9 protein-coding genes and 1 pseudogene are annotated in these 12,295 nt (G+C 69.0%); 9 read left to right on the forward strand and 1 reads right to left on the reverse strand.

Going from position 1 to position 12,295, the window contains the following annotated elements; all coding sequences use genetic code 11:
• The 9 genes and pseudogenes from ACODTB_RS02800 to ACODTB_RS02840 all read left to right on the forward strand — a co-directional run.
• Positions 1–906 (forward strand): pseudouridine synthase (locus tag ACODTB_RS02800; RefSeq protein WP_488929088.1); only part of this gene is annotated, 906 nt, incomplete at its 5' end.
• A gap of 1 nt (position 907) precedes the next feature.
• Positions 908–2,317 carry an 8-oxoguanine deaminase gene (locus tag ACODTB_RS02805; protein ID WP_291121212.1) on the forward strand — a complete coding sequence of 470 codons (1,410 nt, stop codon included), beginning with the start codon at positions 908–910 and terminating at the stop codon, positions 2,315–2,317.
• A gap of 70 nt (positions 2,318–2,387) precedes the next feature.
• A complete protein-coding gene (locus ACODTB_RS02810; RefSeq protein WP_291121210.1) occupies positions 2,388–3,656 on the forward strand; it encodes an esterase/lipase family protein in 1,269 nt (422 codons plus the stop codon).
• A gap of 82 nt (positions 3,657–3,738) precedes the next feature.
• Positions 3,739–5,688, forward strand: a complete 1,950-nt coding sequence (gene htpG, locus ACODTB_RS02815) for a molecular chaperone HtpG (RefSeq protein ID WP_291121209.1) — start codon at positions 3,739–3,741, stop codon at positions 5,686–5,688.
• 115 nt (positions 5,689–5,803) lie between these two features.
• Complete coding sequence (locus ACODTB_RS02820) at positions 5,804–7,234, forward strand: class I SAM-dependent methyltransferase (protein WP_291121207.1); 1,431 nt, start codon at positions 5,804–5,806, stop codon at positions 7,232–7,234.
• Entirely contained in the window at positions 7,227–8,552 is a 1,326-nt protein-coding gene (locus tag ACODTB_RS02825; RefSeq protein ID WP_291121205.1) for a sensor histidine kinase, read from the forward strand. Before ACODTB_RS02820 ends, ACODTB_RS02825 begins: the two co-directional genes overlap by 8 nt.
• Positions 8,549–9,730 carry an ATP-binding protein gene (locus ACODTB_RS02830; RefSeq protein ID WP_488929089.1) on the forward strand — a complete coding sequence of 394 codons (1,182 nt, stop codon included), beginning with the start codon at positions 8,549–8,551 and terminating at the stop codon, positions 9,728–9,730. The genes ACODTB_RS02825 and ACODTB_RS02830 overlap by 4 nt, the downstream gene beginning before the upstream one ends.
• Positions 9,731–9,755: 25 nt before the next feature.
• Entirely contained in the window at positions 9,756–10,703 is a 948-nt protein-coding gene (locus tag ACODTB_RS02835) for a response regulator (RefSeq protein WP_291121201.1), read from the forward strand.
• Between the two features lie 94 nt (positions 10,704–10,797).
• Positions 10,798–11,133: pseudogene (locus ACODTB_RS02840) on the forward strand (hypothetical protein); the annotation flags it as partial.
• A gap of 75 nt (positions 11,134–11,208) precedes the next feature.
• Here the strand turns inward: ACODTB_RS02840 and ACODTB_RS02845 are convergent.
• Positions 11,209–12,165 carry a LysR family transcriptional regulator gene (locus ACODTB_RS02845; RefSeq protein ID WP_291121199.1) on the reverse strand — a complete coding sequence of 319 codons (957 nt, stop codon included), beginning with the start codon at positions 12,163–12,165 and terminating at the stop codon, positions 11,209–11,211.
• Between the last annotated feature and the right edge of the window lie 130 nt (positions 12,166–12,295).

Raw genomic sequence — 12,295 nt, forward strand, 5'->3', positions numbered from 1 at the left:
GCCCCGCGCCGCGCCGAGGCCCCCCGGGCCGCCGCCGAGCGCCCACCGCGCGGCCCCGTGCCCGCGCCGCGCCCGCCGGCCCACCGGCCCGACCTCGCCCGGGTAGGCAACGTGCGCGGTGAAGTGCGCCTGAACAAGCGCATGGCCGACCTCGGCCTGTGCTCGCGCCGCGAGGCCGACGAATGGATCGCGCGCGGCTGGGTCAAGGTCAATGGCCAACCGGCGGTGATGGGCCAGCCGGTGCCGCCCGATGCGCAGGTCGAGGTCGCGCCGCAGGCGCGCCATCAGCAGAGCGGGCAGGTCACCATCCTGCTGCACAAGCCGGTGGGCTATGTGAGCGGTCAGCCCGAGGACGGCCACGAGGCCGCGGCCACGCTGATCGGCGCGCCCAGCCAATGGCGCGGCGATGCGCGCATGCCAGCCGATGGCCGGCGTTTCGCGCCCGAACACACGCGCAACCTCGCGCCGGCCGGCCGGCTCGACATCGACTCCACCGGCCTGCTCGTGCTCACGCAGGACGGCCGCGTGGCGCGCACCCTGATCGGCGAGAACAGTGGCGTGGAAAAGGAGTACCTGGTGCGCGTGCACTTCGCACCCAATGGGCCCCAAGGCGCGGGCCTGGTGACGCAGGACGTGCAGTCGGTGTTTCCCGCCCGGCAACTGGCCCTGCTGCGCCACGGCCTCAGTCTGGACGGTCAGGCCCTGCGACCCGCGCAGGTGGACTGGCAGAACCCCGAGCAACTGCGCTTTGTGCTCACCGAAGGCAAGAAGCGCCAGATCCGCCGCATGTGCGAACAGGTGGGCCTGCATGTGGTGGGCTTGAAGCGCATCCGCATCGGGCGGGTGCTGCTGGGCAACCTGCCGGTGGGGCAGTGGCGCTTCCTGGGCGCCGACGAGCGCTTCTGACATGGGCGCCGCCATCCGCCCGCTGATCCTTCGCCACGCCGACGTGGTGGTCACCATGGACGCCCAGCGGCGTGAGATCGCCGACGGGGCGGTGGTGGTGAACGGGCCGGCGATCGAGTGGGTGGGGCCCACGGCCGAGCTGCCGGCGCCCTGGCGCGAGGCGATCGCCAGTGGCGGCGCCGAAGCGATCGATCTGCAGGGCCACGTGCTGATGCCCGGGCTGGTGAACACCCACCACCACATGTACCAGAGCCTCACGCGCGTGGTGCCCGAGGCGCAGGACGCCGGGCTGTTCGGCTGGCTCAACAACCTCTACCTGCTGTGGGCGCGGCTCACGCCTGAGATGGTGCGCGTGTCCACGCAGACGGCCATGGCCGAGTTGATGCTCTCGGGCTGTACCACCACCAGCGACCACCTCTACCTGTTTCCCAACGGCTCGCGGCTGGACGATTCCATCGAGGCGGCCGAGGCCATGGGCATGCGCTTTCATGCCGCGCGCGGCAGCATGAGCGTGGGCCGCAGCGCCGGCGGCCTGCCGCCCGACTCGGTGGTGGAGAGCGAGGCCGCGATCCTGGCCGACAGCGAGCGCCTGATCGGCCGCTGGCACGACGCCTCGCGCCACAGCATGCGGCGCATCGTGCTGGCGCCGTGCTCGCCGTTCTCGGTCTCGCGCGACCTGATGCGCGAATCGGCCGTGCTGGCGCGCTCGCATGGCGTGTCACTGCACACGCACCTGGCGGAGAACGACAACGACGTGGCCTACTCGCGCGAGAAATTCGGCATGACGCCGGCCGAGTACGCCGAGGACCTGGGCTGGGTCGGCCGCGACGTGTGGCACGCCCACTGCGTCAAGCTCGACCCGGCGGGCATCGCGCTGTTCGGCCGCACCGGCACCGGCGTGGCGCATTGCCCGTGCTCGAACATGCGCCTGGGCTCGGGCATCGCCCCGGTGGGCGCGATGCGCCGCGCGGGCGTGCCGGTGGGCCTGGGGGTGGACGGCAGCGCCTCCAACGACGGCGCGCACATGCTGGGCGAGGTGCGCCAGGCGATGCTGCTGCAGCGCGTGGGCTTCGGCCCCGCCGCGCTCACCGCGCGCGAGGCGCTGGAGATCGCCACCCTGGGCGGCGCGCGCGTGCTGGGCCGCGACGACATCGGCGCGCTGGTGCCCGGCCTCTCGGCCGACCTGGTGGCCTTCGACCTGCGCGGCGTGGCGCACGCCGGTGCCGGCCACGACCCGGTGGCCGCGCTGGTGTTCTGCCAGAGCGCGGACGTGGCGGTGAGCGTGATCAACGGCCGCGTGCGGGTGCGCGAGGGCCGGCTGACGGGCATGGAGCTCGACCCCCTGCTGGCGCGCCACCGCGCGCTGGCGCGCGCTCTCTTCGAATCGGCCCGGCACCCTCACACCGCCTGAGGTGGCAGGGCGCCGCCGGCGGCGCGCATCCTGTCACACACGCCGGCCCCCTCCGGGGCCACAATGGCCCATGACCACCCCGCTCAAGCCCACCCGCGAGGCGTTGCTGCGCCACGTGCGCCCGGCCGACCTGAAGGCCGCGGTGCAACTCGTCACGCAGGCCACCACCGGCGCGATCGGCGTGGCCGAAGGCGTGCACCAGGCGGTGCGCGGCCGCCTGGGCCTGTCCGCAGGCCTGGAGCCCGGCCGCACTGGCGGGCTGACCGGCCAGATCTACCAGGGCATCCGGGGCGTCACGCAGTTGGTGGGCCATGGTCTGGACAGCGCGCTGGCCACCCTGCTGCCCATGGTGGACGACCCCAGGCTCCACCCCGAGCCCTCGCCTGGCCGCGAGGCCGTGCTGGCCGCGCTCAACGGCGTGCTGGGCGACCGCCTGCAGGAGACTGGCAACCCGCTGGCCCAGGCCATGGAACTGCGCCACGCCGGCCGGCGCCTGCCGCTGGAGAACCGGCCGCTGCTGCAGCAGCGGCTGGGGCCGGCCACGCCGCACCTGATCGTGCTGCTGCACGGCTTGTGCATGAACGACACGCAATGGCAACGCAACGGCCACGACCACGGCGCCTTCCTCGCGCAGGCCCTGGGCGCCACGCCGGTCTACCTGCGCTACAACAGTGGGCTGCACACCTCCACCAACGGCCGCGAATTCGCGCGCCAGCTGGAAGTGCTGGTGGCGCAGTGGCCAGTGCCGCTGGCCTCCATCACCCTCATCGGCCACAGCATGGGCGGGCTGGTGGCGCGCGCCGCCTGCGAAGAGGGCCGGCAGGCCGACCACCGCTGGCGCCCGCTGCTCCGGCACCTGGTGTTCCTGGGCACGCCCCACCAGGGCGCGCCGCTGGAGCGAGCCGGCCATGGGGTGGACGTGCTGCTGGCCTCGACCCCGTTCACTGCGCCGTTCACGCGCCTGGGCCAGCTGCGCAGCGCCGGCATCACCGACCTGCGCCACGGCCACGTGCGCGACGCCGACTGGCAGGGCCGCGAGCGCTTCGGCTCCAGTGCCGACCACCGCGAACCCCTGCCCCTGCCCGAGGGCGTGGCCTGCTTCACCGTCGCCGCCACGTTGGCGCCGCAGCGCGGCCTGCTGGCCGATCGCCTGACCGGCGACGGCCTGGTGCCGTTGCGCAGCGCGCTGGGCCAGCACGACGACCCCCGGCACCGGCTGGTGTTCGCGCGCGAGAGCCAGCGCACCGTGTACCGCACGGGCCACCTGGAGCTGCTGTCCAGCCCGGTGGTGGCCGAGCAGTTGCGGGCCTGGCTGGCGCCCGCAGCGGCCGAGGCTTGAAATCCGGCGACCCGCCCATAATTCCGCCTCGCGTTGCGCTCTTCCGGAGCGCGTTCCTTCGTTTTCACGTCAGCCGATTCCCATGAGCAAACAAACCCTGTCCTTCCAGGCCGAAGTGGCGCAGCTGCTGCATCTGGTCACGCACTCGCTCTATTCCAACCCCGACATCTTCCTGCGCGAACTGGTCTCCAACGCCTCGGACGCCTGCGACAAGCTGCGCTTCGAGGCGCTGAACAACGCCGCCCTGTTCGAGGACGCGCCCAATCTCGAGGTGCGCGTGGCCTTCGATCGCGAGGCGCGAACCATCACCATCACAGACAACGGCATCGGCATGAGCGCGCAGGAGGCGATCGACCACCTGGGCACCATCGCCAAGAGCGGCACCAAGGACTTCATGAGCCGCCTCTCGGGCGACCAGAAGCAGGACGCCCAGCTCATCGGCCAGTTCGGCGTGGGCTTCTATTCCGGCTTCATCGTGGCCGACAAGATCACCGTGGAATCGCGCCGCGCCGGGCTGCCGGCGGCCGAGGGCGTGCGCTGGACCAGCGGGGGCACGGGCGATTTCGAGGTCGAGACGATCGAGCGCACCGCGCGCGGCACCAGCGTGATCCTGCACCTGCGCGACGACGCCAGCGACTACCTCGATCGCTGGAAGCTCAAGTCCATCATCGGCAAGTATTCCGACCACATCAGCCTGCCCATCCTGATGCAGAAGGAAGAGTGGGACGCCGAGAAGAGCGAGCAGGTGCTGAAGGACGAATGGGAGGCCGTGAACTCGGCCAATGCCCTGTGGGCGCGCAGCAAGAAGGACGTGAGCGACGAGCAGTACGCCGAGTTCTACAAGAACCTGAGCTACGACACCGAGGCGCCGCTGGCCTGGAGCCACAACCGCGTGGAGGGCAGCACCGAGTACACCCAGCTGCTCTACATCCCGGCCAAGGCCCCGCAGGACCTCTGGAACCGCGACCGCAAGGCCGGCATCAAGCTCTACGTGCGGCGCGTCTTCATCATGGACGAGGCCGAGGCGCTGATGCCTTCCTACCTGCGCTGGGTCAAGGGCGTGGTGGACTCGGCCGACCTGCCGCTCAACGTGAGCCGCGAGCTGCTGCAGGAAAGCCGCGACGTGAAGGCGATCCGCGAGGGCAACACCCGTCGCGTGCTGGCCATGCTGGAAGACCTGGCGAAGAAGGACGCGCCCGCTGCGGCAGCGGCCGAAGGCGCGGACGGCGTGACCGACGTGGTCTCGGCCGAGGACAAGGCCGCTGCCGAGAAGGACGTGGGCAAGTACACGAAGTTCTATGCGGAGTTCGGCGCCGTGCTCAAGGAAGGCCTGGGCGAGGACTTCGCCAACCGCGACAAGATCGCCAGATTGCTGCGCTTTGCCAGCACCCACGGCACCGCACTGACCGCGCTGGCCGACTACAAGGCCCGCATGAAGGAAGGCCAGGCCGCGATCTACTACATCACCGCCGACAACCGCGCGGCCGCGCAGAACAGCCCGCAGCTGGAAGTGTTCCGCAAGAAAGGCATCGAGGTGCTGCTGATGACCGACCGCGTGGACGAGTGGGCGCTGTCCTTCCTGCACGAGTTCGACGGCACGCCGCTGCAGAGCGTGGCCAAGGGCGCGGTGGACCTGGGCTCGCTGCAGGACGAGGAAGAGAAGAAGGCCGCCGAGGCCGCCGCCGAGACCTTCAAGCCGGTGCTCGAGCGGCTCAAGGAAAGCCTCAAGGACAAGGCCAAGGACGTGCGCGTCACCTCCCGCCTGGTCGATTCCCCGGCCTGTCTGGTGGTGGAGGACGGCGACTACTCCACGCAGTTGGCCCGCATGCTCAAGCAGGCCGGCCAGCCCGCGCCCGAGGTGCGCCCCATCCTGGAGGTCAACGCCGAACACGCGCTGGTGAAAAAACTCGAAGGCAGCGCCCATTTCGATGACCTGGCCCACATCCTGTTCGACCAGGCGCTGCTGGCCGAAGGCGGCCTGCCGGACGATCCGGCGGCCTACGTGAAACGCGTCAACGCCCTGCTGGTCTGAGGGCAACCCCCCATGCCATGAGCACGGCATGGGGTTGACTACACTCGGGGCCGGGGAGTCCTCAAAGGCGCAGTGCACCGCACCTGCCCCGTCCACCTGATCCACCGGCCTCAACGTGTACCTACAGCGTCCATTCGATCACGTCGTCACCTTCCGCAACAGCCAGGGAGAGAGCGCGCGCGGCACACTCACCAGCCTGCAGCGGCGCTCGCTGGTGATGGAGATCTACAACCCGTACTCCATCGTGCAGGTGAGCGAGGTGCTCAGCGAGCTGACCATTCGGTCAGGCGACCGCATCATCTACAAGGGCAAGGCGGTGGTGGTGAGCCTGCTCAACACCGGCCTGATGGCGGTGATCTCGGTGGCGCTCATCGACGAATGGTCCGACCTCAACGCGATCCGGGGCAACGTGAGCCAGGTGCGCGACGAGGCCGCCCGCTTCGTGGCCGACTGGGAGTCGCGCTTCAAGATCCGGCAGAGCTACCAGGTCACCATCAGCGAGTTCCGTGCCTTCCTGTCCGAGACCGCGCGCTGGATCGACCAGGCCGACATGGTCGATTCCCTGCCGCGCCTGCCCGACGGGCGCCTGACCGACGAGGTGTTCGGCGCGATCGCCGAGCCCCTGATGATCAAGGGCAAGGAGTTCCTGGTGCGGCTGGAGGACGAGGCCTCCCGTCTGCCGGCGGAGGACTCGCTGCTGCACCGGGCCTACGCCCAGACCGCGCTGCACCCCCTCGTGCTGCGAGCGCCCTTCGTCTACCGCACCTTCGCCAAGCCGCTGGGCTATGCGGGCGACTACGAGATGGTCAACCAGATCCTGGGCGACCCGCGCCAGGGCAGCAGCACCTACATCCAGCTTGTCAACGCCATGTTCCTGCGCGCGGCGGTGGCCGTGGCGCACCGCAACCGCATCGACATCCTGGTCGAGTTCCTCAGGAAGGCCGTGGCCAGCGCCGCCAGCAAGGGTCGGCCGGTGCGCATCCTCAACGTGGGCTGCGGACCGGGCGTGGAGATCCAGAAGCTCATCGCCACCGGCGAAGACCTCTCGCGCCTGCAGTTCACCCTGATCGACTTCAGCCTGGAGACCCTGAACTACACGCGCCAGAAGATCGAAGAGGCCGCGCAGCTGCACAAGTCGAAGGTGCGGGTCGAGTACGTGCAGGAATCGGTGCACGAGCTGCTCAAGCGCGCCACCCGCGACACCGCGCCGGCCGACGGCGAGGGTTTCGATTTCGTCTACTGCGCCGGTCTGTTCGACTACCTGTCGGACAAGGTGTGCGCGCGGCTGATCCGGTACTTCCTCTCGCGCAGCAACCCGGGCGCCCATCTGCTGGTCACCAACGTGCACGCCGACAACCCGGAGCGCTACGGCATGGAGCACCTGCTGGAGTGGCACCTGATCTACCGCGACGAGAAGCAGATGCAGTCCGTGATGGAAGAGGTGAACGCGCCTGCGATCATGTACACCGACGCCACGGGCGTCAACATCTTCGCGGAAGTGGTGGTCAACGCAAACCTGAAGGCCATGGCACTTGAAAATGGCTGACCGGCCGAGCTCGCCCTACGAGCAGCAGCTCTCGGACTTCCGCCTGACCTACAGCAAGGCGGGCAGCATCACGTCCATCGTGCTGGTGCTCGCGGGCTTCGGCCTGGACTATTTTTCGTACCCGGAGCGGCTGCTCGAATTCACCCTGCTGCGCGTGCTGGTGGTGGTGCTCACGCTGGGCATCCTGCGTGTGCTGTTCACCGAATTCGGTCGCCGCCATGTGCGCTCGCTCACCATGCTCTGGCTGCTGCTGCCGCAGATCATGATCGCCTTCATGATCTACGAGACCGACGGCGCGCAGTCGATCTACTTCGTGGGCCTGCACCTGGCGCTGTACGCGGTCGGCATCATCCTGCCGATCAGCTTCTTCGAAGGCATCGGCTTTGGCGTCGTCACGCTGGTCCTCTATGTGGTGGCCTGTGCGCTGCACCCCGACGCCGCCAGCAGCACGGCGCGCATGGTGACGAACTCGCTGTTCATCCTGTTCTCCGCCGGGGCCAGCGCGGTGTGCACCTGGTTCAACGAGAAGGCCCGCCTGCGCCTGTTCCAGTTGCAGCACGAGGTGTCCGAGAAGAACGCCTCGCTGCGCGAGATCAACCAGACGCTGGCCGAGGTCAAGGGCCAGCTGCTGCAGCGCGAGAAGATGGCGGCCATCGGCACGCTCTCGGCCGGCCTGCTGCACGAGCTCAACAACCCGGTGAACTACAGCCTGATGGCGATCAACATGGGCCTGACCTGCAAAGGCGCCCAGAGCGACGAGATGCTCAAGGAGAGCCTGGTCGATGCGCGTGAAGGCATGCAGCGCATCCAGAACATCGTCACCGACCTCAAGACCTTCGCCTACCAGAAGCCCGGTCAGGACAGCCTGCGTCCCTTCCTGCTCGAGAACGCGGTGCGCTCGGCCGTGCGGCTGGCGGGCTACGAACTCAAGGGCGTCGACGTGGTGATCGATCTGCCGCAGGACAGCCACGTGCTGGGCGACGAGCCGGCCATCATCGGCGTGCTGATCAACCTGTTGAGCAATGCGGCGCTCGCCCTGCAGGCGGCCAAGCGCGAACAGCCCCGCATTGCGGTGACAGCCACCCTGCAAGGCCACCGCCTGGGCGTTTCCGTGCGCGACAACGGCTCGGGCATTGACCCGGACAACCTGAGTCGGGTATTCGAGCCCTTCTTCACCACCCGCGATGTGGGTGCCGGTCTGGGGCTGGGCCTGAGCGTGAGCTACGGCATCGTGCACCGGCATGGCGGTACGCTGGCGGTGGAAAGCGAGCTGGGCAGCTGGACCGAATTCACCTTTGACCTGCCGAGGCCCGAATGAAACCCGACGACGCCTCTGTGATGCGCGGCCTGCTGGGCGCCCATGCCATCCTGATGGTGGACGACGAGCCGCAGGCCTGCAAGTGGTTTGCCCGCCTGTATGGCGACGAGTTCGTGGTGCTCACCGCCGGCAGCGCGGACGAGGCCCTGGCGGTGTTGGCCCAGCGCGGCCACGAGGTGGCCGTGCTGCTCACCGACTACGCCATGCCGCAGCGCGACGGCGTGACGCTGCTCAGCGAAGTGCGCCAGCAGTACCCGCACGTGGCGCGCCTGCTGGTCTCGGCCTACGCCGACAAGGACATGGCGATGTCCGCCGTCAACCAGGGGCACGTGGAAAAGATCCTGGAGAAGCCGCTGGACGAAGCGCTGACCCGGCAGTCCCTGCGCGACGCGCTGCAGGCCAGCCAGGAGCGCGCGCGCGAGCGGGCCCTGATCGAGCGGCGAGCGGCCACCTTGCGCGAGACCCTGGGCTTTCTGGCGCACGAGGTCACCACACCGCTGGCCACGGTGCAGGGTTACCTGTCGGCCATGCGCGAACGCCACGTCGACTCCATGGAAGGGGACCGTGGCGTGGCGCACATCCAGGAACAGAAGCCGGGCGACGTGCTGTTCATGATCGAGGCCGCGCAGCGCCGGGCCGAGTACGCGCAGTCGCTGGTGTCGACCTTCGTGCAGACCGCGCGCGACGCCTACCAGCCCGACAGCGCGCCCAGCCTGCGCGCCAGCGACCTGGTGCAGGCGGTGCGCGAGGAATACCCGTTCGACCACGACGAGGCGCAGTGGCTCACCAGCGACCTTGCCGACGATTTCGTGCTGCCCGGCCGCCGCGACCTGCTCTACCTCGTGCTCTGCACCCTGGTCAAGAACGCGGTGCTGGCGCTGCGCCCGAACCCGCCGGCCCAGCCCAATGTGCACGTGGTGCTGTTGCGCGAAGCCCCCGCGCCGGGCCTGCCGGTGCAGGCGGCCATCCAGGTGCGCGACAACGGCCCCGGCATTCCGGCCGAGGTGTTGGGCCGGTTGACGCTCGAACCCCTGACCACCCGCGCCAGCACCGGGGGCAGCGGCATGGGCCTGGTGTTCTGCCGCCGCGTGATGACCTCGCTGGGCGGCTCCATCGTCGTGAGGTCCGAGGCCGGCCAGGGCGCCAGCGTGTCCCTCTATTTCCCTTTCGCGCAATGACCAGTCAGGAGAATCCGTGAAGCCCGTGAAAATTTTGTACGTTGACGACGAGGCCATGGCCCTGAAGTACTTCGAGCGCCTGGTGAGTCCGTTGGCACCGGTGCTCACCGCAACCTCGGTGGAAGAGGGCCGGGCGATGCTCGCGGCGCACGGCGCCGAGATCGCCGTGCTGGTGTGCGACCAGCGCATGCCAGGTGAGTACGGCAACGAGCTGCTGCGCCATGCGCGCGAGTACTACCCCGGCGTGGTGCGCATGCTGACCACCGCGTATTCCGAACTGGGCGATGCCATCGAGGCCATCAACACCGGCGAGATCTACCGCTACATCAACAAGCCCTGGGAGCTGGAGAGCCTGCGCGCCGACCTGAAGAACGCGCTTGAACTGGCCGAACTGCGCAGCGAGCGCGACAGCCTGATGCGCGACCGGCTGATGGCCCAGCAGGGCCAATTGCTGGCCAACCGCCTGTCGGCGCTGTTGATGGTGGGCGCGGCGGTGCACAGCGAGGACGTGGAGCAGGCGCTGCACCGATTTGCCCAGGCCGCGCTGCGCGTGGGCAGCACCCAGCCGGCCATCGACTGGAACCGCTGGGACCACGCGGACCTGATGCAGGCCGAGGCCCAGCGCGGCGCGGCCATCGCGGCCCACCTGCGCCAGTGGCTGCGCGAGTTTGGCCCGCGGCGCGACGGTGCGGGCGCCCTGTCGGTGCTGGCCCAGGCCCTGGGCGGCGAACTCAAGGGGGACCATGTGCAACTGGCCGACGGCACGGTGTTGACGGCCCTGCTCTCCCTGCCGGTGGGCGAATGGCCGACGGCGCCCCAGTGCGCCTGGCTGGCCTGGCTGCTCTGGCAGGGTGGGCTGGCCGAGGCGGTGGCCGTGGACGGCGCCTGGGCGGTGCGGCCTGTGGAAGCGGCCGCGCTGCCGACGGACTGGCTCGCGGACGCGATCGAGCGCCTGGGCCAGGGGGTGGCCTGAGCGGGCTTGTGACGAAACGTTGCACAACGGAGGGCACTTTTGTGCTGAACCCGCGCTCACAATGGCATTCGTTCCGCATTCAAGGGCCCGTGCCATGACCACCTCACCTCAAAACCACTCTGTTGTCCTCCGCGGTGCCGCGGGGGTGTTGCTGGCGGGAGCCGCGTTGCTGGCGGGCTGTGGCTCGGCCGGGGTGGGCATCGGTATCGGGGTGCCCATCGGCCCCTTCTCCATCGGCGTGGGCGCTGGCACCGGCGGCGTGAGTGCGGGCGTGAGCACCGGCGTCGGGCCGGTCGGTGTGGGCGTGGGGGTGAACCAGCGCGGCCAGGTGAGTGCCGGCGCGGGGGTGGGGACGAGCACGCGCATCGGCAACAGTGGGGCCAGCGTGGGCGTGGGGGTGGGCACCAGCACGGTGATCCACGATCCGCACGACCGCAACTGACACCCGCATCCTGAAATGCGTGTGGATGTCGTGATCGATGGTGTCCAGCGTGGTGGTAAGCGATCAGCCGCGCTCAATGTCCCGGTGGTCGGGCGGAACAACGATGTGATCGCGTGCAACGCTTTCCATGTTCCCCAGCCCGCTGATCCAGCGTGGCATCTGCTCGCGCAAGATGCAGAGTGCGGGCGCCTCCTGCCGCTGGGCTGAGGTGACCAGTCCAAACCGGCCGGTGGCATCCAGGTCGGGTTGCATATCCAGGCGGATCAGGCCTGCCGCGACGGCGTTGACGGTCAGCAGGATCGCATCGCTTCGTTGTGCCACCTCCACGATGCTCAGGGTCTCGTCGCAGCGCAGCGTGACCATGTCGTCCGGGTTGGCCTGGGGGCCATAACGGGCAATCAGCAAGCGCGCCACTTCATCGCTGAGCGGGGTGGACGCGATCGGATAGGCCAACACCTCGTCCAGCCTCACCCGACGACCAAGTTGTGCCAGCGGATGGTCCCGGCGCGCCAGAAAACCCGCCCCCAGCTCGAAGGCGAGGTCCACCCGCAGGTCGGCCGAGGGGCGCATGTCGCGGATGTCGACGATGGCGGCGTCCAGGCGTTGCTCGCGCAGCGCATGCACCAGCACGCCGGTGTTGCCGCGCGAGATGTGCACCTGCAGTTTCGGGTGGTGCTCGGCCATGTGCAGCATCAACGGCATGCTGAACAGCGCCCCCGGCGCTGAACTCAGCCCCACGCGCAGCTTGCCGATCAGGCCGTCGTGCAAGGCCTTGCCGGCGTGCCTGAGCGCCTCGGCATCACTGACCAGGTGGCGCGCGCGCCTCAGCACTTCATGGCCGAAGGGCGTGAGCGCGATGCGCCGGCCCAGGCGATCAAAAAGTGCCCCGCCCATTTCGACTTCCAGCCCCTGGATGCTGCGCGTGAGCGCCGGCTGCGTGAGGAACAGGGCGGCGGATGCCTGCACGAAGGAGCCCAGGTCCGCGAGGACCACGAAATGCCGCAGTTGCACCAGAGTCATCGCAAATCCTCAGTGAAAGTCATGGATTGATGATCATCAATGCATTGGACTTTAAATCAATGCGTTCCTAACATGCAGCAAATTGCATGTAACCGGTTGCAGAACAAAGCCCACGAGGGCTCTTTGCAAC

Source organism: Hydrogenophaga sp. FG152 (assembly GCF_057809615.1).

Excerpts from the sequence above, each read along its gene's own strand:
- htpG (WP_291121209.1), top strand. The coding sequence starts at position 3,739 with ATGAGCAAACAAACCCTGTCCTTCCAGGCCGAAGTGGCGCAGCTGCTG.
- ACODTB_RS02805 (WP_291121212.1), top strand. The coding sequence starts at position 908 with ATGGGCGCCGCCATCCGCCCGCTGATCCTTCGCCACGCCGACGTGGTG.
- ACODTB_RS02830 (WP_488929089.1), top strand. The coding sequence starts at position 8,549 with ATGAAACCCGACGACGCCTCTGTGATGCGCGGCCTGCTGGGCGCCCAT.
- ACODTB_RS02810 (WP_291121210.1), top strand. The coding sequence starts at position 2,388 with ATGACCACCCCGCTCAAGCCCACCCGCGAGGCGTTGCTGCGCCACGTG.
- ACODTB_RS02845 (WP_291121199.1), bottom strand. The coding sequence starts at position 12,165 with ATGACTCTGGTGCAACTGCGGCATTTCGTGGTCCTCGCGGACCTGGGC.
- ACODTB_RS02825 (WP_291121205.1), top strand. The coding sequence starts at position 7,227 with ATGGCTGACCGGCCGAGCTCGCCCTACGAGCAGCAGCTCTCGGACTTC.